Origin of the sequence: Methylorubrum populi (genome assembly GCF_002355515.1) — a bacterium.
GTDB classification, from domain to species: Bacteria; Pseudomonadota; Alphaproteobacteria; order Rhizobiales; family Beijerinckiaceae; genus Methylobacterium; species Methylobacterium populi_A.
In genome coordinates this window covers 1,043,418-1,064,599 of sequence record NZ_AP014809.1, presented here as the reverse complement: position 1 = coordinate 1,064,599, position 21,182 = coordinate 1,043,418, and the positions used below count along the sequence as shown (strand labels likewise).

Sequence of the window (21,182 nt, the reverse complement as noted above, 5' to 3'; positions counted from 1 at the left end):
GCTCCGGCGAGCGCGCCCAGCAGTGCGGCGAGGCCGAACCGCCAGCCGCCCCCGCTCCGGTGCCCCGCCGGCCGGTCGTCGTGCCTAGGCGGTTCCTGTCTCATCCTCACGGAACGCCGGCGGGCGGGCACGGTTCGCCGAGATATGCCCCGCGTTGCCTCGGGGGGCAGCAGCGGCCTATAAGCGGAGCCCCCGACACATCCCGCGCGACGTCGAGGATCCTTTCGCACGCAAAGGAGCTCTCCGCCCGCACGAACGAGAAGACGAACCCGCCATGGCCGGGCATTCCCAGTTCAAGAACATCATGCACCGCAAGGGCCGCGTCGATGCGGTCCGCTCGAAGGTGTTCAGCAAGCTCGCCCGCGAAATCACGGTGGCGGCCAAGCTCGGCACGCCCGACCCGTCGATGAACCCGCGCCTTCGCGCCGCCATCCTCGCCGCCCGCGCCGAGAACATGCCCAAGGACAACATCGAGCGCGCCATCAAGAAGGCCGCGGGCAACGAGGGCGAGAACTACGAGGAGATCCGCTACGAGGGTTACGGCCCCGGCGGTGCCGCGCTCATCGTCGAGGCGCAGACCGACAACCGCAACCGCACCGCCTCCGACGTGCGCTCGGCCTTCACCAAGTCCGGCGGCAGCCTCGCCGAGACCGGCGCCGTCGCCTTCATGTTCGACCGGGTCGGCGTGATCGCCTTCGCCCCCGATGTCACTGATGCCGACACCATGCTGGAGGCCGCCATCGAGGCCGGCGCCGACGATGTGCGCTCGGATGCCGACGGCCACGAGGTCATCTGCGCCCAGGACGCCTACGGCGAGGTCTCGAAGGCGCTGGAGGCCCGCTTCGGCGAGCCGCGCCGCACCGGCCTGATCTGGAAGGCGCAGAACACCATCGACGTCGATGACGAGACCGGCGAGAAGTTGATCCGCCTCGTCGAAGTGATCGAGGACCAGGACGACGTGCAGAACGTCTACGTCAATTTCGCCCTGTCCGACGCGCTGGTGGAGAAGATGGGCGCGTAGCGCCCGCACGGCTCCCGGCGGCCACTTCACTCCACTGACGGCGAGGAGATTTCCGACAGGGGAACCATGTTGCCGATTTGTCGCGCGGATCGCCGAGGTTCGCGCGCTATATGCCCGGCAATGCCGGTGCCGAGCCGGCGAACGATCAATCGCCAGGCTCCCTCTCCCGATCGATGCAGGACCGCCCGCTCATCCTCGGCATCCACGGGCTGGCTAACAAGCCGCCGCGGGAAGAGAAACAGGCCTGGTGGGTCGCCGCGATCCGCGAGGGTCTTCGGCGAAACCTCGGCGAGGATCCGGCGGATCTGCCCTTCGACTTCGTCTATTGGGCCGATCTGCGCTACGACGCACCGCTCTCCGAGGACCACAACCGGGAGCCCTACTACCCGGCGCGGGGGAGGGGGCCTTTCCCGAGCGCCGACGGCGCCTGCGCCCCAACCCTGACCGACCGGCTCTACCGCATCGTCGAATGGGCGCAGGAGAAGACCGGGCACCTCGTTCTCGACGATTTTATCATCGAGCACCGGCTCGACGACCTGTGGGGCTATTACGAGGACGGCACGTTTCGCGAGGCCGCACGCGAGCGGCTGCGGGAGGCGCTGTTGCAGCATGCCGGCCGTCCGCTGATGATCGCCGCCCATTCCATGGGCTCGCTCATCGCCTACGACGCAATGCGGCAGCTCGAGCGCGACGGGCGCTGTCCGCATATCGACCACTTCGTCACCATGGGCGCCCCGCTGGGACTCGCCGAAATCAAGCATCGGCTGGCCGAGGAGCATGGCGCCTTGCAGGTGCCGTACGCGGTCGCCCGCTGGAGCAATCTCGGCGACCGTGAGGATCTGGCGACCGTCGGCACGACCTTGGCCGAGGCCTATGTCCCGAACGCGGCGGGCGTCGGCGTCACCGATTGCCCGGTGGTCAATGCCTACCGGCGCCCGCGTGGCGGCGTGAACCCCCACAAGTCCTATGGCTACCTGCGTACGCCGGAGTTTTCGCGAGCTGTGGCGGCGTTTCTCGATGGGGAGCGGGGGGCTGCACCCGTCGAGATGTCGGGTGTCGAGGGCGCCTGAGGGGCGTAGTCCCGCCCGTCATCGCGAGCGTCGGCGAAGCGATCCAGCGGCGCGACCTCCCCGAAGAGCGCGCTCTGGATGGCTTCGGTTTCGCCCCGCGAGGACGGGAAGCTTCACGCCAGCCGCCGCCGTCGTTCCACCAACTGCATGATGATCGGTGTCAGGATGAGCTGCATCGCCAGATCGAGCTTGCCGCCGGGGATGACGATGGAGTTGGCCCGGCTCATGAAGCTGTCGTGGATCATCGAGACGAGGTAGGAAAAGTCGATCCCCTTCGGATCCTTGAAGCGGATCACCACCATCGACTCGTCCGCCGTCGGGATCCAGCGGGCGATGAACGGGTTCGAGGTGTCGACCGTCGGCACCCGCTGGAAGTTGATGTCCGTCCACGAGAATTGCGGGCAGATCGTCTGCACGTAGTCCGGCATCCGGCGCAGGATCACGTCGGTCACGGCCTCGGTCGAGTAGCCGCGGGTCGAGCGGTCCCGGTGCAGCTTCTGGATCCATTCGAGGTTGATCACCGGCACCACCCCGATCTTGAGATCGGGATAGCGGGCGAGATCGACGTTGTTGTCGACGACGCAGCCGTGCAGGCCCTCGTAGAACAGCAGGTCCGAGCCCGGCTGGAACGGCTCCCACGGCGTGAAGGCGCCGACCGGCACGCCGTAACGGGCCGCGTCCGCGTCGTCGTGGGCATAGTGCCGGGTGCGGCCGGTGCCGGACTCGCTGTAGCTGCGGAACACCTCCTCCAGCTCGGGCAGGAGGTTGGCCCGCGGCGCGAAGTGGCTCAGCGTCGGCTCGTGCGCCATCATCGCGCGCATGGTGTCGCGATCGTAGGCGTGGAAGCCGTCGCCCTCGATATAGACGGCGCTGACGTCCTCCCGGCGGAAGATCTGCTCGAAGGTGTTGCGGACGGAGGTGGTCCCGGCCCCCGAGGAGCCGGTGACCGAGATGATGGGGTGACGCGCCGACATGGCTCTTCAGATGAATCGGGCCGAGTGCTTGGTTCCAGAAGGCGATGATCCCGCGTCATCGCCTTCTGCTCGCGCGAATGCGCAGCGGCGGTCGTCCGCCGGACGCTTCGTCTCCGACCATAGGCCGGGGACTATGCACCCATTGATCAACTCCGCATCAGGCCGCGCTGGCCGAACAGCGGCGAGCGGCCGGCGCTGGGCTGGCGCCCGTCATAGTACTTGGCCACGCACTCGACCTCCTCGGTGGATCCGAACACCAGCGGCGAGCGCTCGTGGATCTTGGTGGCGACCCGCTCCAGGATGCGGTGCTGGCCGTCGGTGGCGGCGCCGCCGGCCTGCTCGATCAGGAAGGCGATCGGCGCGGTCTCGTAGAGGAGGCGCAGGCGCCCCTGCGCGTAGCCCTTCCGGTTGTCGCCCGGATACAGGAACACGCCGCCGCGGATCAGCACGCGCTGCGCGTCCGCCACCAGGGCGGCGGTCCAGCGCATGTTGAAGTCGCGGTCGCGCGGGCCTTCCGTGCCGCGCAGGCAATCCTCGATGAAGGACTTCACCGGCCCGTCCCAGTGCCGGACGTTCGAGGCGTTGATCGCGTATTCGTTGGCGGTCGGCACGATCTTCATCGCGTCGTGGGTGAGGCGGAAGACCTTCTCCGCCCGGTCGAGGGTGAAGATGCGGGTGCCGTTGCCGAGCGTGACCACGAAGGTGGTGGCCGGGCCGTAGACGACGAAGCCGGCGGCCGTCTGGGTGGTGCCGGGCGTCAGGAACGAGGCGTTCGGATCCTCGCCCCGCATCACCGGGCGGATGCCGAAGATGGTGCCGACCACCATGCCGACGGCGATGTTGGAGGAGCCGTCGAGCGGGTCGATCGCCACCGCGAGTGGCGCGTCGCGCTTCAGCTCGACCACGTCCTCGGCCTCCTCCGAGGCGACCTGCGCCACGGGGGCCTGTTCCAGCGCCTGCATGAAGCGCTTGTGGGCGATCACGTCGAGCGCCTTCTGCACGTCACCGTCGCTGTTATGCTCGCCCTGGGCGGCGAGGTCGCCGGCGAGCGATCCGCGGCCCACGGTCTCGCTCACGTCGATCGCGGCGGCGGCCAGCGCCCGGATCGTGGCGGCGGTGTCGGCCAGCGAGGCGTCGCGCGCGACCTCGGCGTCGAGATGATCGTCGAGGGATGACCCGTTGGGCTTCGTCATCGTTCTAAGGCTCGCTCCCGTCGAGGCCGCGTGACACGTCCGGTCCTGCGCAGCGTTCTTGCCGGCCATGCGCGCGCGGAGGCATGCAGGCCCGTTGAAGACTATGATACCCTGCTGCGAGCCGGCAGCGCCAGACGGCAGGGGAGTGCTGTCGAAGGTTTTCTAAAAAAACTTGTGGTGCCCCGCAAAAAAACTAAAAACGAGGCATGCGCAATCTCTCGCTCAAGCAGCTTCAGGCGGTGGCCGCGGTGGCGCGGCTCGGCACCATGACGCGGGCCGCGCAGGAGCTGAACGTCACCTCCGCCGCGCTCTACGCCCGCATCCGCCAGCTTGAGGAGGAGGCGGGCCTCCTCCTGTTCGACCGTACGCCGACCGGCCTCAAGCCGACCGATGCCGGCCGCGAGATGCTGTGGGCGATCAACAGCATCAACACCGTGCTGGAAACCTGCACCGACCGCTTGCGCACCCTGAAGGGCGGCGGCGGCGGCCGGGTCGGCCTCGGCGTCGTCTCGACGGCGAAGTACTTCGCACCGCAGGTGATCGCGGGCTTCATGGAGAGCCACCCGAAGGTCGAGATCTCGCTGACCGTCGGCAACCGGCAGGACACGATCGAGGCGCTGCGCAACTACGACATCGATTTCGCCATCATGGGCCGCCCGCCGCGGGACTTCGCCATCGAGGCGGAGATGTTCGGGCCCCATCCGCTGGTGCTGATCGCCGCTCCCGACCACCCGATGGCCGGGCGGCGCGGCCTCACCCGCGCGGATCTGGCGGAGGAATCCTTCCTCGTGCGCGAGGAAGGCTCGGGCACCCGCTCGGTGTTCGAGGAATTCATGAGCGGCGTGATGATCCGCCGGGCCAAGCTCGGGATCGACTCGGGCTCGAACGAGACGCTGAAGCAGGCGGTGATGGCAGGGCTCGGGATCGCGCTGCTGTCGGGCCACTCGGTCGCGGCGGAATTGGCGAGCGGGCGCCTCATCCTCCTCGACGTGGAGGGCCTTCCGATCCGGCGCGACTGGTATATCGTGCGCCGCGCCGACAAAGTGCTCGGCCCGGCCTCCGACGCGTTCTGGGACTATCTAGCGCAGGAGGGACGCCGCTTCCTGCCGACCATTCCTGGTGGCTTTTTCGCGGAGGGGGCGCCCCCGGCGCCCAAGGCCATCCGTAGTCCGGCCGAGGCGGGCGAATGAGCGGGCCGATCGAGACGATCGTCGTCGTCGGAGCGGGGCAGGCCGGCTTCCAGGCCGCCGCCTCGCTGCGGGAGGCGGGCTTTTCCGGACGCCTGACCCTGGTCGGCGAAGAGGCCGCGCTTCCCTACCAGCGCCCGCCACTCTCGAAGGCCTACCTCGCCGGCAAGACCGACGCCCGCGGCCTGCTGCTGCGGCAGGAGAGCTTTTTCGCCGAACACCGCATCGATCATCTTTCCGGGACGCGGGTGACGGCCATCGACCGGGCGGAGCGCGGCCTTCGTCTCTCGGATGGCGGGCGCCTCGCCTACGGCCACCTCGTCCTCGCGACGGGCACACGCAACCGGGCGCTGCCGGTGCCAGGGGCCGAGCTGACGGGCGTGCGCCAGCTCCGATCCCTCGACGACGCCGATGCCCTGCGGGCCGCGATCGCCGACATCCGCCGGATCGTCGTCGTGGGCGCCGGATTCATCGGCCTCGAATTCGCGGCCGTCTGCGCCGCCCGCGGCCTCTCCGTCACGGTGATCGAGGCGGCCGAGCGGGTGATGGCGCGGGCGGTCTCGCCGGAGACCTCGGAAGTGTTCCGTGCCTTCCATGAGGAGGCCGGCGTCACGTTCCTGTTCGGGGCGGGCGTCACCGCCATCGAGGGGGAGGGGGGACGGGTCGCCGCCGTGCGGGCAGCCGACGGGCAGAGCCTGGCCGCCGACCTCGTCGTCGTCGGCATCGGCGTGGTGCCGAACCAGGAGCTAGCGGCGGAGGCCGGGCTGACGGTGCGCGACGGCATCGAGGTCGACGCCTTCCTGGCGACCAGCGATCCGGCGATCTCCGCCATCGGTGATTGCGTCCGTTTTCCGAGCCGCTTCGCCGCGGGAATGCCCGGCGGCGACCGGGTGCGGATCGAATCGGTCCAGAACGCGGTGGATCAGGGTCGCTGCCTCGCCGCCCGGCTCACCGGACGGCCCGCCGCCTACGACGCGGTGCCGTGGTTCTGGAGCGATCAGGGGCCGCACAAGCTGCAGATCGCCGGACTCGCCGCGCCGACGGATGCCAGCGTCCTGCGCCGGGCCGGGGCCGGCGTCTCGGTGTTCCGCTTCCGCGACGGCGCGCTCAGCGCCGTCGAGTCGGTGGATCGCCCCGCCGACCACATGGCCGCCCGGCGCCTGCTGGCCGCGTCCAAGGTGCTGACGCCGGAGCAGGCCGCCGATCCGTCCTTCGACCTCAAGGCCCTGGCCACGGGGTGAGGCTGCGCTTCAGCGGTCGTTCTCGGTGGTGAGCTGATCCACCCGTGTCCCCTCGTTGCCGCCGCGCTGCTCCTCCGAGAGCCGCACGCCCGGCGTCGCACCGTTGGTGAAGACGATGCCGCCCTGCATCAGGGCGCTGCGCAGGGCCTCGACCTGGCCGGAGGCGGGATCGCCCGTGCCGGCCTCGAAACTCTTCACGAAGCCTTCGTCCAGTCCCGAGCGCCGGGCCAGTTCCGCCTCCGACCAGCCGAGCAGGCCGCGGGCACCCCGGCTCTGGGCCGCCGTCATCGTGTTGGGCGAGGCGCCGCTCGACGCTCCTTCGTCCGATCCGGTCAAACCACTCTCCTCACTCTTCGCCACGCGCGTCCTCTTCGCCACGTGCGTCCTGGGCCCTTCCGCGCCATCGGTCACGGAAACGCTCTGTCGCCCCATCAACCGTCCGGAAGGCCGGTTCGTTTCGGCAAAGCTTGTGAGAAACGGGATTTCGCCTGTCCCCGCCGACTCGCTCGCCGAAGCGTCCTGGCGCACAAGGTCTTCGGCGCCTGGATCAGGCAGGATCGCCGCCGAACCGGATCCTGAACGGGTCTTGACCATAATTGTGCTTGAATCTGTGTCGATTCCCCCTAGCGCCCAGAACCAGATGCCAGGACCGGGTGCGCGGCCCGAACGTTTCGGTGCCTGCGCGCCGTAATGGGCGAAAGAGTCGAGAGCCGTGTCCGCGCCGCGTGCGGCCAGCCGGGCTCCGGGGTGAGGCAGCCGAGCAGAAAGGGGGCTGAACGATGAACAGGATGCTGACCGCCGCGCTGGCCTGCGCGGTTGCCGCGTTCGCGGCCGCGCCGGCCACGGCGCAGATGAGCATGGGCGGCAATCCGTCCGGCTTCGGCGCCGGCAAGCAGCCGGAGAAGAAGCCGCAATACGTCCCCGGGACCAAGCCGCAGGAGAAGATCTTTCCCCTCGGCTCGATGTGGACCGCGGTCAGCATGAACGGCAAGCCGTTCACCGGTGCCGACCGTCCGAGCTTCATCATCGACACGCAGTACCGCGCGCGCGGCTACGGCGGCTGCAATACCTTCACCGCCACGGCCTTCCCGCTGCGCGAGCAGCACCTCGCCGTCGGTCCCTTGGCGCTCACCAAGAAGACCTGCGAGAAGGGGCTGGCCGCGTCCGAGCAGGCCTTCCTCATCGCCCTGCGCACGGCGGGCAAATGGGATCTCGACGGATCGCAACTCGTGATCCGCAGCCCGAACGGCGAACTGCGCTTCGATCGCGCGCTGTAGGAGCGGCGTTTCCGAAACCGTGCCGGCTTCTCGGACGAGCCGGCACGACGCCGCTCTAAGCCCCGGTTTAAGACCCCGTTGACGACGTTTCGTGGAGAGCGGTCGGGATTCATGTTCCGTCAGGCCCCCGGGCCGCTTCCTCGTGCTCCTCGGTCGCGCCTTTCGCGGCCGGCCACGCGGAGAGACGGAATGCGGATCGACCGGGTTCACCAGCGCGTCGTCCCGAAGGTGCCGTCGGCGACCGCCGCGACGCGCTACGACTTCATCCGCGCCCACCACGAGGGAGCCGCGACCCTGGCGGTTCTCGCGACTAGTTCGGGGATTGCCGTCCTGATTCTCGCGACCCGCCTGCTCGCGGCCTGACGGTGCGGCGCCGGCTCGTAACCGCGCTGTCCAGTCAGCGCTTCGAAGATGACAATACTGTCGTTTGCGCGCGGAAAAATAAAATAAAATTCTCCGAATAAGCTCAGCCGTGCGCTCCCCGTGTAAAGGCTGGTATCCGCCGAGCGGGATGCTCGACGGAGCTTGCGAAATCGGCTACGCGTCGCCGCAGCGGCCACCGCTTCGGCGGGAGCGCTAAGTTTCTGGTTTCGCATCGGCTTTGCCGAGCCCCGTGCCGGTCATCCACCTTCGGACCGATGCCGAACCTCTCGTTTTGGCGCGCGCTCCTGCGCCGGGCCGTCGACCGCGTCGGCACGGGAGCGCTCAGGGAGCGGACAGACGATGACAGACACCTCAACCCCGGTTCGGAAACCCGGACACGGCCGCGTCTACGGCTCGATCACCGAGACCATCGGCAACACGCCGCTCGTGCGCCTCAACCGGCTCACCAAGGAGCGGGGCGTTGATGCCGAGATCCTGCTCAAGCTCGAATTCTTCAATCCGATCTCGAGCGTGAAGGACCGCATCGGCGTCAACATGATCGACGCGCTCGAAGCCTCCGGCCGGCTCAAGCCCGGCGGCACGCTGGTCGAGCCGACCTCGGGCAATACCGGCATCGCGCTGGCCTTCGTGGCCGCCGCACGCGGCTACCGCCTGATCCTGGTCATGCCGGAGACGATGTCGCTGGAGCGGCGCAAGATGCTCGCCTTCCTCGGCGCGCAGCTCGAGCTGACCCCCGGGCCGCAGGGCATGAAGGGCGCCATCGCCCGCGCCGAGGAGCTGCTGCGCGAGATCGACGGCGCGGTGATGCCGCAGCAATTCTCGAACCCGGCGAATCCCGAGATCCACCGCAAGACGACCGCGGAGGAGATTTGGAACGACACGCAGGGCCAGCTCGATGCCTTCGTGGCGGGTGTCGGCACCGGCGGCACGGTGACCGGCGTCGGCGAGGTGCTCAAGCCCCGTCTGCCCGGCCTCAAGGTGTTCGCGGTGGAGCCGGTGGACAGCCCCGTGATCTCCGGCGGCCAGCCCGGCCCGCACAAGATCCAGGGCATCGGCGCCGGCTTCATTCCCGAGAACCTGCACACCGACGTCCTCGACGGCGTGCTCAAGGTCTCGAACCAGCAGGCGATCGACACGGCGCGGGATCTCGCCAAGTTCGAGGGCATTCCCGGCGGCATCTCGACCGGCGGCAACGTCGCCGCGGCGCTGGAACTGGCGGGCCGTCCCGAGTTCCAGGGCAAGCGCATCGTCACCGTCGCCTGCTCGTTCGCCGAGCGCTACATCTCCTCGGTCCTGTTCGAGGGCATCGGCTAACATGTGAGAGGCGGTGCGGAGCTTTAACGGCCCCGCACCGCAACTCCTCCAGTCCCGGATTGTTGTCCCGGTCAGTTCTGGAGGATGATGATGATGGAGACGTCTCCCAATCGGCCGTCGCTCAAGGAGTTCGACGCCGACGCGGACCGCAACGGCCAGGATTTCGGCACCGATTCCCCGCTCGACCTGGGCGTGCCGTCGCGGATCCAGGCCGACCTGAAGGGCAATCCCGACGGCACGGCCGAGACCGCGCGCATCGCCTCCGGGACGGATCGCTCCGGCGCCTCTCAGGATGCGGTAGACCAGACCGAGGCCGAAACACCCGAAGAAAATCTACGCCGGATTTCCGATCCGTCGTCCCGGACCCGGCCCGACGCCGCGGCGCAGGAGGCGATCGAGCGCGCCACCGCCGCCGTCGGCCAGGAAGAGCCGCCGCGCCACGGCGATTCCGAGGGGGGGCACGATGGGAAATGAGAACCGACCCGACGAGGACCTGAGCAATACCGGTACCCGCAAGCCCGACGAGGCCGTCGGCTCGCGCGGCCCTCATCCGGCCGGCGGCGGCCATCAGACGGCCGAGCAGGCGGCCATTACCGGCCAGGGATCCGGGGGGCGCTCGGATGGCGAGCGGCACGGCGAGTGGAGCGGTGGTGGCGAGGCGGCGGGACGCACGCCACCCGCGCTCGGCGGCTCCTCCGGCGGCCATTCCGACCGAAAGGCCTCGGCCGGTCCCCGCGAGGGGGAGCCCGTCGCGGGCGAGCCCGATCGCGCCAAGCGATCCTGACCGGCTCCGACCTAAGCCAGATTCCTGAGGGAGCGTGACGATGAACGGGCAGAACGGGGACGACCGCGAGCGGGAGCGCCGTGACGGGGAAAAGCCCGCCAACAGCGCCCCCGACGCGGTCAAGGATCCGAGCGAGAAGACCGACGGCAAGCCGGGCGTGCCGTCTCAGGGCGACGAGACCGATCCGGGCGCAGGCTGAGCCTGCCCCCGAGAGCTGCCGCATCCGCGCCTCAGGCCGCCTGCTTCGGCGCCTCGTCCAGAAGCTCGTCGGCCGGGCCGAAGAACTCGAACCGGACCCGCTCCGCCGGTACGCCGGCGCGCGTCAGCCCGCTCGACAGCGCGGCCAGGAACGGCTTGGGGCCACACAGGTAGTAAGTCGCCCGCTCCGAGGGCGTGTTCGCCATCAGCCAATCCGTCGTGATCAGCCCCGCCTCGTCGTAGTGCTCGCCGGGCCGATCCTGAGGATCCGGCTCCGCGTAGAAGGTGCGGGCCGACAGGTTCTCCCGGTTCGCGACGAGACCGCGCACATGCGCTCCCATGGCGTGGACCCGCCCGTTCAGGGCGCCGTGGACGAACCAGGCCGGACGGGCGGGCGCTTCGGCCGCGATGCTCTCCAGCATGCTGACCATCGGGGTCAGGCCGACGCCGCCGCTGACGAGGACCACCGGCTCGGCACTTCGGCGGTCAAGGAAGAAGTCGCCCGCCGGGGCGGCGACCTTCAGCACCGTCCCGGGCCGTGCCTCCGCGTGGAGCCAGTTCGAGACGAGGCCGGCCGGTCGGTCCGCGTCATCCTCCCGCTTGACGGTGATGCGGTAGGCGCGCGCGTTCGGGGCGCAGGAGATCGAGTAATTCCGCTTCAGCACGCCCCGGCCCGGGAGGTCGACGAGAAAGCCGAGATACTGTCCCGGCTCGTGTCGCAGCACTTGGCCGCCATCGGCCGGGACCAGGACGAACGAGCGGATCGTCTCGCTCTCGGATTTGACGCTCTCGACGACGAAATCGCGCCATCCGTTCCAGCCGCCGGCCTTGGCCGCCTGATCCCGGTAGATGGTTGCCTCACGGCCGATCAGCAGTTCCGCGAGGAACCAGTAGGCCTCGCCCCAGGCTGCGAGGATCTCGGGCGTTGCCGCTTCGCCCAGCACGTCAAGGATCGCCGCGAGCAGGGCGTCGGCCACGAAGGGATAGTGCTCCGGCAGGATGTTGAGCGCGACATGCTTCTGGGCGATGCGCTCGACGGCGCCCGTCAGCACGCCGAGATTGTCGATGTTGCGGGCATAGGCCAGAACAGCGAGGGCGAGCGCTTTCGGCTGCGACCCGGTCTCGCCATGATGCGACTGATTGAAGAGGTCGCGGATGTCGGCGTTCTCGAACAGGCGCTCGTACATGCGCCGCGTGATGGCGAGCCCGTGGGTCTCAAGGGCCGGGACGGTGGCTTTGACGACGGCGACGGTTTGGGGCGAGAGCGATGCGGGCATGGGCGAATCCAAAGATCCATTCGACATGAACCTTTTGCCGCACCGCGCGATAAGATGCAAACGGAATGTACCTTAAAAGCCCTTCGGATCCGTCATGCGCCTGACCCGCTACACGGACTACGCTCTGCGGACGCTGATCTATATCGGCTTGCGCGAACCGCGGCAGAGTTCGATCGCCGAGATCGCCCGGGCCTACGGGATCTCCGAGAGCCATCTCACGAAGGTGGTGCATCAGCTCGGCCGGCTCGGCTTGATTCAGACGATCCGAGGGCGGGGCGGCGGCCTGCGCCTCGCCAAGCCGCCGGCCGAGATCGTGGTCGGCGCGGTGGTTCGGGCGACCGAGGACGACCTCGCGCTGGTCGAGTGCTTCGCCGCGGGCTCCTGTGCCATCACCGCGCCCTGCCGCCTGCGGCGGGTCCTGGGTGAGGCCCTGGCGGCTTTCCTGGCGGTGCTGGACGGCTACACCCTGGCCGACCTTCTCGGCGGGGCGGAGGGCGACGAGATCGCGCGGCTCCTCGGTCTCACTCCGCCGGCTGGCGCGACCGGAATGCCGCTTCCCGCGCGCGAAGGCGCCTGAGGACCCCCGGCTTCGCCGACCCGGAAGATTCGACCGGACCGCGCTAGGGATCTGTTTTTGCACCATCTTTTTCCGAAAGCCGCACACCACCTTTCGGGATGATGCTCTAGGCCGCTGCCGCCTCGACCCGGTTCCGGCCGGAGGACTTGGCGCGGTAGAGGGCGGTGTCGGCGCGCTTGAGCAGGTCGGCCGGGCTTGAATCGGTCGGGCGCCGCACCGAGACACCGACCGAGACGGTGACCCCGATATCGCGCGTCCCGCCCTCGATGGCGAAGGGCGTGGCCTCGATCCGCTCGCGGATGCGCTCGGCGATGGCGCGGGCATCGGGCAGTTCCGCGCCCGGCACGACCATCACGATCTCCTCGCCGCCGTAGCGGGCGAGAATGTCCATCGGCCGCACGTATTGGCGGATGCGGTCGGCGAAAGCGCGCAGCACCTCGTCCCCGGCCTCGTGTCCGTAGGTGTCGTTGATGGACTTGAAGCGGTCGATGTCGAGAAGCAGGCAGGCGAGACCCTTCTGCTGCAGCGCCGCCTCGCCGAAGACCGGGCCGAGATGCCGGTCGAGGTAGCGCCGGTTGTGCAGGCCGGTCAGGTCGTCGGTGATCGCGAGTTCCATCGAGGCCTGGAGCGCCCCGCGCAGGGTCTCCGAGAAGCGCAGCCGCCGCACCTGGGTGCGCACCCGCGCGATCAGCTCGTTGCGGTCGACCGGACGCAGCAGGTAGTCGTTGACGCCGAAATCGAGGCCGCGGGTGATGCGGGCCCGCTCGTGCATCTCGCCGATCATGATCAGCGCCATGTTGCGGGTCCGCTCCAGCGAGCGGATCTGGCTGCACAGGCGCAGGCCATCAAATCCTTCGAGGTCGAGGCTCACCAGGGCGAGGTCGAACCCGCCTTCCGGCGCCTGAACCAGGGCGCGGTGGGGATCGCACTCCACGGTGACCTGATGGTGCTGGGACAGGGCCATGCCGATGCGGTCGATGGCGCTCGGACGGTCCTCCACGAGGAGGATGCGCGCGCCCTCGCCGGTATCCGCGGCGGCGAGAATCAAGGGATCGGGACCACCGATTTCGCGTGTCGCTAGGGCGCGCGAGCGCAGCTCGTCGGTCACCGCCTTCAGCCGCACGAGGCTGCGCACCCGCGTCATCAGCGCGGTGTCGTCGATCGGCTTGGTCAGGAAGTCGTCGGCCCCCGCATCCAGCCCCCGCAGACGGTCGGCGGGCTGGTCGAGGGCGGTGACGATCACCACCGGCAGGTGGGCCGTGGCGGGGTTGGACTTGAGCCGCCGGCAGACCTCGAACCCGTCCATGCCCGGCATCATCACGTCGAGCAGCACGACGTCGCAGGCGCCCTTCTCGCAGATGGCGAGCGCGTCCGGCCCGTTCATCGCCACGACCACGTCGAAATACTCGAGCGACAGTTTTGTCTCGAGCAGCCGTACGTTGGGGTAGAGATCATCCACGATCAGGACGCGAGCGGACATCGTTCCTCCGATGCGCGGCCTTCACGACCGCGACGGCATTCAGTCCGGAGAGGTCTCAGGGAGTGCCGTCATCGCCAATGTACCGGCGGACCGTTGCCAAAAACTTGGCAACCGAGATCGGCTTGGACAAATAAGCCTCGCAACCCCCTTCACGAATGCGTTCCTCGTCGCCTTTCATTGCAAAAGCGGTGATAGCGATCACAGGAATGTTACGAAGGTCGTCGTCGTCCTTGAGCCATTTTGTCACTTCCAGGCCCGAGACTTCGGGAAGCTGGATGTCCATCAGAATCAAGTCTGGGTGGTGCGCACGCGCCAGCTCAATCGCCTCGATACCGTTGGCGGTCTTGAGGGTCGCGTAGCCGTGCGCTTCCAGCAGATCGTCGAAGAGCTTCATGTTCAGCTCGTTGTCTTCAACGATGAGAACGGTTTTCTTCATGACCTGCTCCGGCGCGGTCGCGATGGCGTTCCACCCCGTGGCCCGGCCCTCGTACTCTCTTAAACTGCCACTCGTTGATGAAACGCAAACTTGATCATAGTGATGGCGCGAGCGAACGTCTCGCGATCGATGTGCTCGGATGGCTCGCCGCCGACGAGGATCGGCTCTTCCGATTCGTCGCCGCGAGCGGCCTCGAGCCCGGAACGCTGCGCGAGAGCCTGCACGATCCCGGCTTCCTCGGCGCCGTTCTCGACCATGTGATGAGCGACGAACCGTCGCTGCTCGCCTGCGCCGAGGCGCTCGGCGTGAAGCCGGAACGGATCGCCTCGGCTTGGCAGCGCCTGCAGCCGCCGCCCTTCGACGAGGGCGGCTGAGGGGTCCGGGCGCTCCCTATCGCGCGAGTTCCCGCAGCCCGAGCCGGATCAGCGTCTTGGCCTCCACGGTCTCGGCCCCGTCGCCCAGGCCCTTCAGGGCGGCGGCGATGGCGGCCGAGGCCTGCACCTGGGGATAACCGAGATTGACCAGGGCCGAGATCGCGTCTGCGACCGGCTGCGGCGCGGTTCTGTCCTCGACCGCGCCGGTCAGGGCGACGAGCGCCGGATCGACCGGAGCGAAGGCGGGCGCCTTGTCCTTCAGTTCGGCGACGAGGCGGGCGGCCAGGCGCGGGCCGACACCGGGCGCGCGGGCGATGGCGCCCTTGTCGCCTGTGGCGATGGCGGTGGCGAGGTTGGCCGGCTCCAGCACCGACAATACGCCGAGCGCCACGCGGGTGCCGACGCCCTGCACCGTCTGGAGCAAGCGGAACCACTCCCGCTCGGCGTCCGAGCGGAAGCCGTAGAGTCGAATCATGTCCTCGCGCACATGCGTCTCGATGGCGAGATCCGTCGCCTCGCCGGGCTTGGGCAGGCGCTGCAGGGTGCGGGCGGAGCAGTGGACGACGTAGCCGACGCCGTTCACGTCGAGGATCACGAAATCCTCGCCGTAGGAATCGACGATCCCCTTGAGCTTGCCGATCATTTGAAACCGTCGATCCTCGAAGGGTCCGTTGCCGCGTTCGGCCTAAGGCCATATCCGTCTTGGCGGCACAACCGACAAGGTGACCGCATGAAGCGCACGCTCGCCCTCGCCGCCCTCCTGCTGGCGGGCTTCGCCCTGGCCGCGCCCGGCGCTGCCCCGGCCCAGGAGGCCGCCTCGGCCCTGACCAAGGATCCGAAACAGGTGAAGGCCGGGCGTTATCGCCTCGATCCCGCCCACGGCAAGATCACGTGGTCGATCAGCCATCTCGGCTTCTCGACCTATTACGGTCAGTTCACCGAGGTATCGGGCGACCTCGTCCTCGATCCTGCCGCGCCGGGCAAGAGCACCCTCTCGATCAAGATCGGCACCGGCAGCGCCAATGGTCTGAACGACAAGCTCAACGCCCATCTCAAGCAGCCCGACTTTCTCGATGTGGAGAAGTTCCCCGAGGCGACCTTCGTGAGCCAATCGGTCGAGCCGACGGGCCCGACCACGGCACGGGTCAACGGCACGCTGACCCTGCGCGGCGTGTCGAAGCCGGTCTCGTTCGACGCCACCTTCAACCAAGCGGGCGTCAACCCCGTCGACAAGATCTACTCCGTGGGCTTCGATGGCTGGACGGTGATCAAGCGCTCGGAATTCGGCGTGAATGCCTTCCTGCCGCTGCTCGGCGACGAGGTGGCGCTCCGTCTGGAGGGCGAGTTCAAACTCCAATAGGCGTCGGTAAGGCGCGGCGCGTGTTTGCGGCAAGGCTTCGTTCACGGTACGTACCGTATCGGTTCGATGCTTTGAAGGAGGCCGAGGCCATGACCACGGACGTCCGCATTCTCGGCATCGATCCCGGCCTGCGCCGCACCGGCTGGGGATTGATCGCGGCACGAGGCACCAAGCTGTCCTACCTCGCCTGCGGCGTCGTCACCTCGGACGGCGACCTGCCCCTGGCGCTGCGCCTGCGCGAGCTGCACGAGGGCCTCTCCCGCATCGTCACGACCCACACGCCCGACGAGGTCTCGGTCGAGGAGACCTTCGTCAATAAGGACGCGCAGGCGACGCTCAAGCTCGGCCATGCCAGGGCCGTGGCCCTGCTGGTGCCGGCCCTCGCCGGATTGCCGGTGTCGGAATACGCGGCCAACCTCGTGAAGAAGACGGTGGCCGGAAACGGCCACGCGGAGAAGGTTCAGATCCAGGCGATGGTGAAGTTTCTGCTGCCGAAGGCGGAGTTCAAGCTCGCCGACGCCGCCGACGCGCTCGCCATCGCCATCACCCATGCGAGCCACCGCGGCGCCATCGCCCTCGACCGCCGCCATGCGGTCGCCTCCGGCGGGGGGCCGGGTGCGGCCCGCATCGCCGCGGCGCTGGCGCGGCTCGACCGCTGACATCGGCGAGGAAGCGCGCGACCTCCTGCCGCCGCTGATCGGCCTGGGCCGACATGTCGGAGGCGGCCTGCAGGACGTGGTCGGCGGCGTAGCCCGTCCGTTCGGCGGGCTTCGTAACCTCGGCAACGTGACCGGTCACGGCGCGGGGGGCCTGCGCGGTCCGGCCGACCCGATGCACGATCTCGTTCGTGGCCGCGCCCTGCTCGCCGACGGCACCGGTGACCGAGACGGACACCGTATCGAGCTCGGCGATCCGCGCCGCGATGCCGCCGATCGCCGCCACGGCTTGACCGGCCCCCGTGGATCCGGGTGATCTCGTCGGTGACCCGCGTCGTCTGGGCGGCGAGCGCCTTCACCTCCGAGGCCACCACCGCGAAGCCTCGCCCCCGTTCGGTCGAGCGCGATTCTATCCTCTGAGATCGAGCAACACCTTGCCCACCGCCTCGCGGCGGACGAGAACCCCGAGCGCCTCCGCATAGGCCGCGAGCGGATAGGTGCCGTGCACCTTCACCGTCAGCTTGCCCTCCGCCGCCCAGGCCAGCAGCTGGGCTTGGTTCGCCCTGTGCGCCTCCGGTTCGCGCTCGACGAAGGCGCCCCAATGGACGCCCTGCACATCGATGCCCTTGAGCATGATGACGTTGAGGGGGAATTTCGGGATCTCGCCCGCGGCGAAGCCGATCACGAGGAAACGACCCTTCCAGCCGAGCGCGCGCATGGCGGGCTCGGCGAGGTCTCCGCCGACCGCGTCGTAGACGACGTCGACGCCCCGTTCGCCGGTGAGGCGCCGCAGTGCCTCGCGCAGGTTGTTCGCCTTGTAGTCGACGAGGTCGTCGGCGCCGTGGGCGCGGGCGGTCTCGAGCTTTTCCGGCGAGGAGGCGCAGGCGATGACGCGCGCCCCGAGAAGCTTGCCCAACTCGACCGCCGCGAGACCGACGCCCCCAGAGGCGCCGAGCACGACGAGGGTCTCGCCCGGCCGAATGTCGGCCCGGTCCCGGAGCGCGTGGAGCGTGGTGCCGTAGGTGATCGAGAGCCCGGCGGCGACTTCGTCGGACACGGCCTCGGGCACCCGCGCGAGGCGCTTCACCGGAACCGCGATCCGCTCGCGGGCGGTGCCGTGGCTCAGATGAACCATCACGCGGTCGCCGACGGAAAAGCCGTCCGCGCCGGGCCCCAGCGCCTCGATCACGCCGCAGGCCTCGCCGCCGGGAGAGAAGGGCAGGTCCGGCTTCACCTGATAGCGGCCGGCGATGATTAGCGTGTCGAAGAAGTTCAGCGCGGCGACCCGCACCCGCACCAGCGCCTCGCCCGGGCCCGGCACCGGATCGGGCAGTTCCTGAACCGCGAGATCCTCCGGCCCGCCGAGACGGCTGCACACCAGGGCCTTCATTCCGCACTGTCTCCCTGAAACCGCGTGACCGGTGACGCATCCCCCTCTCCCCGCATGCGGGGAGAGGGAAATCAATGGCACGCGATCGCATCGATGGACATGCCCGCTCGCGCGCAGTCTGCGCAAGTCGCTCATCCCAGCCGCTCACGTCCGCTCGTAGGTCCCCGTCAGCAGGCCCCTGGCGATCACGTTGCCTTGAAGCGCCTCGAGCAGGGCGCCGCGACCCGGTGAGGCGGGCAGCTCAGCCGGGCGGGCAAGCGCGAAAACCTGGAAGAGGTAGTGGTGCGGACCGTGACCGGTCGGCGGGTCCGGCGGCAGCCACCCCTCCCTCTGGAACGAGTTGCGGCCGAGATCGTGCCGGGCGCCGTCGCCCGCCGGGCCCGCGAACGCGCCCTCGGAAAAACTCTGGTCCTCGGGCCGCAGGTTCCAGGCGATGAGGTGGACGAAGGGGTGGGGCGAGGGCGCGTCCGGATCCTCCACGAACAGGACCAGGGCGGCGGCCCCGTCCGGCACGCCGGCGATGGCGAGCGGCGGCGAGATACCGTCGCCGTCCGCGGTGTACCGGGCCGGAATCGGCGCGGTGTCGGCGAAGGCCTCGCTCGTGATGCGCAGCGTCGCGGGGGCCTCCGCCGCGACGGTGTGGAACGCGGCCTTCTCCGCGCCGGCCCTGACGCCGGACAGGGCTTTCCCGAGGGCGTGCGGCAGCTTTTCGAGCATGGGTGCCAAGGTCTCCGCTCGTTCCGGGAGATTCCTCAACGAACACCGCTCGGCTTCGTTCAGGCGGAGCGGTGGGCCGCGATCATGTAGTTCACGCCCGTGTCGCGGCTCGCCCGCCAGGAGTCGGTGAGCGGATTGTAGACCACGCCGGTGGTGTCGGTGACGGTGAGGCCGCCCGCGGCGATGTCGGCGGACAGCTCCCGCGGCGTCACGAACTTGTCCCAGTCGTGGGTGCCCCGCGGCAGCCAGCGCAGGACGTACTCGGCCCCGACGATGGCGAGGGCGAAGGAGCGCATCGTCCGGTTGATGGTGGCGGCGAACAGCAGGCCGCCGGGCTTCACGGTGGTGCAGCAGGCGCGCAGGAAACCGGCGCGGTCGGAGACGTGCTCCACCACCTCCATGGCGAGCACGATGTCGAAGCGTTCACCGCGGGCGGCCACCGCCTCGATGGTTTCGTCGCGGTAATCGATGGTCAGGCCTTCGGCTTCCGCATGGGCACGGGCGGCCGCGATGTTGCCGGTCGCCGGGTCGAGCCCGGTCACCGTCGCGCCGAGCCGGGCGAGCGGCTCCGACAGCACGCCGCCGCCGCAGCCGATGTCGATGACGCTGAGCCCTTTGAGAGGGAAGGGCGCGGCCGGATCGCGGCCGAAGATGCGGCAGGCCTCGTCGCGGATGTAGCCGACCCGGACCGGATTGAACTTGTGCAGAACCGCCATCGGCCCGCGCTCGTCCCACCAGCGCGCGGCCAGGGCGTCGAAGCGCGCCACTTCGTCCCGGTCGATCGAGGCACCCGTCATCCGGCTCACTTTCGCATCGTTTGAACCTGCGGTCCGTCCGATTGACACGGCCGGGGGGCCCTTGTACCCGCCGGGCGCATCCCCGGTACAGCCGCGCCGTGTTGTTTTCCGTGTGACGCGGCGCGCCGGCCTCGCGGCCGGCACCGTAGGGACAAGATGAGCAGACCGGACGCGACATGCCCCGTTTGGTGATGAAATTCGGCGGCACCTCCGTCGCCAACGTCGACCGCATCCGCAACGTGGCGCGCCACGTCGCCCGCGAGGTCGCGGCCGGCTACGAGGTCGCGGTCGTGGTCTCGGCGATGTCGGGCAAGACCAACGAACTCGTCGGCTGGGTCAAGGATGCCGACCCGCTCTACGGCGCGGCGGAGTACGACACCGTCGTGGCCTCGGGCGAGCAGGTCACCTCGGGGCTTCTCGCGATCGCGCTCAACAAGGACGGCATCAAGGCCCGCTCCTGGCAGGGCTGGCAGATCCCGATCCACACCTCCGAGGCGCACGGTTCGGCCCGGATCGAGGGCATCGACCCGAAGAATCTCGACGCCGGCTTCGCGCGCGGCGAGGTTGCCGTCATCGCCGGCTTCCAGGGCGTCCATGCCGAGACCGGCCGGATCGCGACGCTCGGACGCGGCGGCTCGGACACCTCGGCGGTCGCCATCGCTGCCGCCATCGGCGCGGAGCGCTGCGACATCTACACCGACGTGGACGGGGTCTACACCACCGATCCCCGCGTGGTGCCCAAGGCCAAGCGCATGGAGCGCGTGACCTTCGAGGAGATGCTGGAGATGGCCTCGCTGGGCGCCAAGGTGCTGCAGGTGCGCTCCGTCGAGCTCGCCATGGTGCACCGGGTGCCGACCACGGTGCGCTCCTCCTTCGATCCCCCCGATGCCGCGCGGCCGGGCACCCTCATCTGCGACGAGGACCAAATCGTGGAACAGCAGATCATCACCGGCATCGCCTTCTCGAAGGACGAGGCGCAGATCACCCTGCGCGCCGTGAAGGACAGCCCCGGCATCGCCGCGGCGATCTTCGGCCCGCTGGCGGACGCCAACATCAACGTCGACATGATCATCCAGACTGTCTCGGGGGATCAGTCCACCACCGACATGACCTTCACCGTGCCGGCCGCCGATTACGAGCGTTCCCGCGCCATCCTCGACGCGCAGCGCGACACGATCCAGTTCGGCCAGATCGAGGGCGCCACCGATGTCGTGAAGGTCTCGGCGATCGGCGTCGGCATGCGCTCGCATGCGGGCGTTGCAGCCAAGGCCTTCCGGGCGCTGGCGCAGAAGGGTATCAACATCCGCGCGATCACCACCTCCGAGATCAAGTTCTCGGTCCTGATCGACGCCGCCTACACGGAGCTTGCCGTTCGCACGCTCCACTCGCTATACGGCCTCGACCAGGCCTGACCGTTCCCGTCGGCGCCGGCCCATCGGCTCACAAGCCAGGGTTGCGCCGGCCGACCCGGATTG

General features: G+C 69.0%; 26 protein-coding genes. 16 read left to right on the top strand and 10 right to left on the bottom strand.

Annotated features, from left to right (window positions below; all coding sequences use genetic code 11):
- The first annotated feature begins 274 nt into the window (after positions 1 to 274).
- Positions 275 to 1,021, top strand: coding sequence for a YebC/PmpR family DNA-binding transcriptional regulator (locus MPPM_RS04950; protein ID WP_096484101.1), 747 nt, complete (start codon positions 275 to 277; stop codon positions 1,019 to 1,021).
- A 173-nt stretch (positions 1,022 to 1,194) separates the two neighbouring features.
- On the top strand, positions 1,195 to 2,091 hold the full coding sequence (locus MPPM_RS04945) for a lipase/acyltransferase domain-containing protein (protein WP_096487727.1): 897 nt from the start codon (positions 1,195 to 1,197) through the stop codon (positions 2,089 to 2,091).
- A 113-nt stretch (positions 2,092 to 2,204) separates the two neighbouring features.
- Here the strand turns inward: MPPM_RS04945 and MPPM_RS04940 are convergent, their stop codons facing one another.
- Positions 2,205 to 3,065, bottom strand: coding sequence for a phosphoribulokinase (locus MPPM_RS04940; RefSeq protein ID WP_096484100.1), 861 nt, complete (start codon positions 3,063 to 3,065; stop codon positions 2,205 to 2,207).
- 146 nt (positions 3,066 to 3,211) lie between these two features.
- Complete coding sequence (locus MPPM_RS04935) at positions 3,212 to 4,258, bottom strand: class 1 fructose-bisphosphatase (protein ID WP_096484099.1); 1,047 nt, start codon at positions 4,256 to 4,258, stop codon at positions 3,212 to 3,214.
- Positions 4,259 to 4,464: 206 nt separating this feature from the next.
- Here MPPM_RS04935 and MPPM_RS04930 point away from each other — a divergent pair, with 206 nt between their 5' ends.
- Both MPPM_RS04930 and MPPM_RS04925 read left to right on the top strand, forming a co-directional pair.
- Positions 4,465 to 5,448 (top strand): LysR family transcriptional regulator, encoded by a 984-nt coding sequence (locus MPPM_RS04930; RefSeq protein ID WP_096484098.1) that lies wholly within the window; start codon positions 4,465 to 4,467, stop codon positions 5,446 to 5,448.
- Entirely contained in the window at positions 5,445 to 6,686 is a 1,242-nt protein-coding gene (locus MPPM_RS04925) for an NAD(P)/FAD-dependent oxidoreductase (RefSeq protein WP_096484097.1), read from the top strand. The genes MPPM_RS04930 and MPPM_RS04925 overlap by 4 nt, the downstream gene beginning before the upstream one ends.
- A 9-nt stretch (positions 6,687 to 6,695) precedes the next feature.
- Here the strand turns inward: MPPM_RS04925 and MPPM_RS04920 are convergent, their stop codons facing one another.
- The gene (locus tag MPPM_RS04920) at positions 6,696 to 6,974 is read right to left on the bottom strand and encodes a helix-turn-helix domain-containing protein (protein WP_173807979.1); all 279 of its coding nucleotides are present in this window, start codon (positions 6,972 to 6,974) and stop codon (positions 6,696 to 6,698) included.
- Between the two features lie 491 nt (positions 6,975 to 7,465).
- Between MPPM_RS04920 and MPPM_RS04915 the strand changes: the two genes are divergently transcribed.
- The 6 genes from MPPM_RS04915 to MPPM_RS28495 all read left to right on the top strand — a co-directional run bounded on the left by MPPM_RS04915 (position 7,466) and on the right by MPPM_RS28495 (position 10,644).
- A complete protein-coding gene (locus tag MPPM_RS04915) occupies positions 7,466 to 7,963 on the top strand; it encodes an META domain-containing protein (RefSeq protein ID WP_096484095.1) in 498 nt (165 codons plus the stop codon).
- A gap of 189 nt (positions 7,964 to 8,152) precedes the next feature.
- Positions 8,153 to 8,326, top strand: a complete 174-nt coding sequence (locus MPPM_RS28500; protein ID WP_173807878.1) for a hypothetical protein — start codon at positions 8,153 to 8,155, stop codon at positions 8,324 to 8,326.
- 360 nt (positions 8,327 to 8,686) lie between these two features.
- Complete coding sequence (gene cysK, locus MPPM_RS04910) at positions 8,687 to 9,661, top strand: cysteine synthase A (RefSeq protein ID WP_096484094.1); 975 nt, start codon at positions 8,687 to 8,689, stop codon at positions 9,659 to 9,661.
- A 90-nt stretch (positions 9,662 to 9,751) separates the two neighbouring features.
- Positions 9,752 to 10,135: a hypothetical protein gene (locus MPPM_RS04905; protein WP_096487726.1), complete on the top strand. Its 384-nt coding sequence runs from the start codon at positions 9,752 to 9,754 to the stop codon at positions 10,133 to 10,135.
- On the top strand, positions 10,125 to 10,445 hold the full coding sequence (locus MPPM_RS04900; RefSeq protein ID WP_096484093.1) for a hypothetical protein: 321 nt from the start codon (positions 10,125 to 10,127) through the stop codon (positions 10,443 to 10,445). The genes MPPM_RS04905 and MPPM_RS04900 overlap by 11 nt, the downstream gene beginning before the upstream one ends.
- Positions 10,446 to 10,485: 40 nt before the next feature.
- Positions 10,486 to 10,644 (top strand): hypothetical protein, encoded by a 159-nt coding sequence (locus MPPM_RS28495; protein ID WP_173807877.1) that lies wholly within the window; start codon positions 10,486 to 10,488, stop codon positions 10,642 to 10,644.
- 31 nt (positions 10,645 to 10,675) lie between these two features.
- Here MPPM_RS28495 and hmpA read toward each other — a convergent pair whose 3' ends face one another.
- Positions 10,676 to 11,920: an NO-inducible flavohemoprotein gene (gene hmpA / locus MPPM_RS04895; protein ID WP_096484092.1), complete on the bottom strand. Its 1,245-nt coding sequence runs from the start codon at positions 11,918 to 11,920 to the stop codon at positions 10,676 to 10,678.
- Positions 11,921 to 12,014: 94 nt separating this feature from the next.
- Between hmpA and MPPM_RS04890 the strand changes: the two genes are divergently transcribed.
- Entirely contained in the window at positions 12,015 to 12,497 is a 483-nt protein-coding gene (locus tag MPPM_RS04890; protein WP_096484091.1) for an Rrf2 family transcriptional regulator, read from the top strand.
- Positions 12,498 to 12,603: 106 nt separating this feature from the next.
- On the opposite strand, the gene MPPM_RS04885 is transcribed toward MPPM_RS04890, so the two are convergent.
- Both MPPM_RS04885 and MPPM_RS04880 read right to left on the bottom strand, forming a co-directional pair.
- Positions 12,604 to 13,977 (bottom strand): PleD family two-component system response regulator, encoded by a 1,374-nt coding sequence (locus MPPM_RS04885; RefSeq protein WP_096484090.1) that lies wholly within the window; start codon positions 13,975 to 13,977, stop codon positions 12,604 to 12,606.
- A 55-nt stretch (positions 13,978 to 14,032) separates the two neighbouring features.
- On the bottom strand, positions 14,033 to 14,413 hold the full coding sequence (locus tag MPPM_RS04880; protein ID WP_096484089.1) for a response regulator: 381 nt from the start codon (positions 14,411 to 14,413) through the stop codon (positions 14,033 to 14,035).
- A gap of 77 nt (positions 14,414 to 14,490) precedes the next feature.
- On the opposite strand from MPPM_RS04880, the gene MPPM_RS04875 reads away from it, so the two are divergent.
- On the top strand, positions 14,491 to 14,787 hold the full coding sequence (locus MPPM_RS04875) for a DUF3572 domain-containing protein (RefSeq protein WP_096484088.1): 297 nt from the start codon (positions 14,491 to 14,493) through the stop codon (positions 14,785 to 14,787).
- A 16-nt stretch (positions 14,788 to 14,803) separates the two neighbouring features.
- Here MPPM_RS04875 and ruvA read toward each other — a convergent pair whose 3' ends face one another.
- Positions 14,804 to 15,430: a Holliday junction branch migration protein RuvA gene (gene ruvA / locus MPPM_RS04870; protein WP_096484087.1), complete on the bottom strand. Its 627-nt coding sequence runs from the start codon at positions 15,428 to 15,430 to the stop codon at positions 14,804 to 14,806.
- 87 nt (positions 15,431 to 15,517) lie between these two features.
- On the opposite strand from ruvA, the gene MPPM_RS04865 reads away from it, so the two are divergent.
- From MPPM_RS04865 to MPPM_RS04855, 3 genes are all read left to right on the top strand, one after another.
- Positions 15,518 to 16,147 carry a YceI family protein gene (locus tag MPPM_RS04865; protein ID WP_096484086.1) on the top strand — a complete coding sequence of 210 codons (630 nt, stop codon included), beginning with the start codon at positions 15,518 to 15,520 and terminating at the stop codon, positions 16,145 to 16,147.
- 89 nt (positions 16,148 to 16,236) lie between these two features.
- Positions 16,237 to 16,806 (top strand): crossover junction endodeoxyribonuclease RuvC, encoded by a 570-nt coding sequence (gene ruvC, locus MPPM_RS04860; protein ID WP_096487725.1) that lies wholly within the window; start codon positions 16,237 to 16,239, stop codon positions 16,804 to 16,806.
- Positions 16,763 to 17,119: a hypothetical protein gene (locus tag MPPM_RS04855; RefSeq protein ID WP_096484085.1), complete on the top strand. Its 357-nt coding sequence runs from the start codon at positions 16,763 to 16,765 to the stop codon at positions 17,117 to 17,119. Before ruvC ends, MPPM_RS04855 begins: the two co-directional genes overlap by 44 nt.
- A gap of 93 nt (positions 17,120 to 17,212) precedes the next feature.
- On the opposite strand, the gene MPPM_RS04850 is transcribed toward MPPM_RS04855, so the two are convergent.
- From MPPM_RS04850 to ubiG, 3 genes are all read right to left on the bottom strand, one after another.
- The gene (locus MPPM_RS04850) at positions 17,213 to 18,193 is read right to left on the bottom strand and encodes an NADPH:quinone oxidoreductase family protein (RefSeq protein ID WP_096484084.1); all 981 of its coding nucleotides are present in this window, start codon (positions 18,191 to 18,193) and stop codon (positions 17,213 to 17,215) included.
- A gap of 144 nt (positions 18,194 to 18,337) precedes the next feature.
- The gene (locus MPPM_RS04845) at positions 18,338 to 18,910 is read right to left on the bottom strand and encodes a YbhB/YbcL family Raf kinase inhibitor-like protein (RefSeq protein ID WP_096484083.1); all 573 of its coding nucleotides are present in this window, start codon (positions 18,908 to 18,910) and stop codon (positions 18,338 to 18,340) included.
- Positions 18,911 to 18,969: 59 nt separating this feature from the next.
- Positions 18,970 to 19,716, bottom strand: coding sequence for a bifunctional 2-polyprenyl-6-hydroxyphenol methylase/3-demethylubiquinol 3-O-methyltransferase UbiG (gene ubiG, locus MPPM_RS04840; RefSeq protein WP_173807876.1), 747 nt, complete (start codon positions 19,714 to 19,716; stop codon positions 18,970 to 18,972).
- Between the two features lie 167 nt (positions 19,717 to 19,883).
- Here ubiG and MPPM_RS04835 point away from each other — a divergent pair, with 167 nt between their 5' ends.
- Positions 19,884 to 21,119, top strand: coding sequence for an aspartate kinase (locus MPPM_RS04835; protein WP_096484081.1), 1,236 nt, complete (start codon positions 19,884 to 19,886; stop codon positions 21,117 to 21,119).
- Positions 21,120 to 21,182 lie beyond the last annotated feature (63 nt).

Bases quoted from the DNA above. Each gene is read 5' to 3' on its own strand.
- MPPM_RS04950 (WP_096484101.1), top strand. From the start codon at position 275: ATGGCCGGGCATTCCCAGTTCAAGAACATCATGCACCGCAAGGGCCGC.
- MPPM_RS04945 (WP_096487727.1), top strand. From the start codon at position 1,195: ATGCAGGACCGCCCGCTCATCCTCGGCATCCACGGGCTGGCTAACAAG.
- MPPM_RS04940 (WP_096484100.1), bottom strand. From the start codon at position 3,065: ATGTCGGCGCGTCACCCCATCATCTCGGTCACCGGCTCCTCGGGGGCC.
- MPPM_RS04935 (WP_096484099.1), bottom strand. From the start codon at position 4,258: ATGACGAAGCCCAACGGGTCATCCCTCGACGATCATCTCGACGCCGAG.
- MPPM_RS04930 (WP_096484098.1), top strand. From the start codon at position 4,465: ATGCGCAATCTCTCGCTCAAGCAGCTTCAGGCGGTGGCCGCGGTGGCG.
- MPPM_RS04925 (WP_096484097.1), top strand. From the start codon at position 5,445: ATGAGCGGGCCGATCGAGACGATCGTCGTCGTCGGAGCGGGGCAGGCC.
- MPPM_RS04920 (WP_173807979.1), bottom strand. From the start codon at position 6,974: ATGACGGCGGCCCAGAGCCGGGGTGCCCGCGGCCTGCTCGGCTGGTCG.
- MPPM_RS04915 (WP_096484095.1), top strand. From the start codon at position 7,466: ATGAACAGGATGCTGACCGCCGCGCTGGCCTGCGCGGTTGCCGCGTTC.
- MPPM_RS28500 (WP_173807878.1), top strand. From the start codon at position 8,153: ATGCGGATCGACCGGGTTCACCAGCGCGTCGTCCCGAAGGTGCCGTCG.
- cysK (WP_096484094.1), top strand. From the start codon at position 8,687: ATGACAGACACCTCAACCCCGGTTCGGAAACCCGGACACGGCCGCGTC.
- MPPM_RS04905 (WP_096487726.1), top strand. From the start codon at position 9,752: ATGATGGAGACGTCTCCCAATCGGCCGTCGCTCAAGGAGTTCGACGCC.
- MPPM_RS04900 (WP_096484093.1), top strand. From the start codon at position 10,125: ATGGGAAATGAGAACCGACCCGACGAGGACCTGAGCAATACCGGTACC.
- MPPM_RS28495 (WP_173807877.1), top strand. From the start codon at position 10,486: ATGAACGGGCAGAACGGGGACGACCGCGAGCGGGAGCGCCGTGACGGG.
- hmpA (WP_096484092.1), bottom strand. From the start codon at position 11,920: ATGCCCGCATCGCTCTCGCCCCAAACCGTCGCCGTCGTCAAAGCCACC.
- MPPM_RS04890 (WP_096484091.1), top strand. From the start codon at position 12,015: ATGCGCCTGACCCGCTACACGGACTACGCTCTGCGGACGCTGATCTAT.
- MPPM_RS04885 (WP_096484090.1), bottom strand. From the start codon at position 13,977: ATGTCCGCTCGCGTCCTGATCGTGGATGATCTCTACCCCAACGTACGG.
- MPPM_RS04880 (WP_096484089.1), bottom strand. From the start codon at position 14,413: ATGAAGAAAACCGTTCTCATCGTTGAAGACAACGAGCTGAACATGAAG.
- MPPM_RS04875 (WP_096484088.1), top strand. From the start codon at position 14,491: ATGAAACGCAAACTTGATCATAGTGATGGCGCGAGCGAACGTCTCGCG.
- ruvA (WP_096484087.1), bottom strand. From the start codon at position 15,430: ATGATCGGCAAGCTCAAGGGGATCGTCGATTCCTACGGCGAGGATTTC.
- MPPM_RS04865 (WP_096484086.1), top strand. From the start codon at position 15,518: ATGAAGCGCACGCTCGCCCTCGCCGCCCTCCTGCTGGCGGGCTTCGCC.
- ruvC (WP_096487725.1), top strand. From the start codon at position 16,237: ATGACCACGGACGTCCGCATTCTCGGCATCGATCCCGGCCTGCGCCGC.
- MPPM_RS04850 (WP_096484084.1), bottom strand. From the start codon at position 18,193: ATGAAGGCCCTGGTGTGCAGCCGTCTCGGCGGGCCGGAGGATCTCGCG.
- MPPM_RS04845 (WP_096484083.1), bottom strand. From the start codon at position 18,910: ATGCTCGAAAAGCTGCCGCACGCCCTCGGGAAAGCCCTGTCCGGCGTC.
- MPPM_RS04835 (WP_096484081.1), top strand. From the start codon at position 19,884: ATGCCCCGTTTGGTGATGAAATTCGGCGGCACCTCCGTCGCCAACGTC.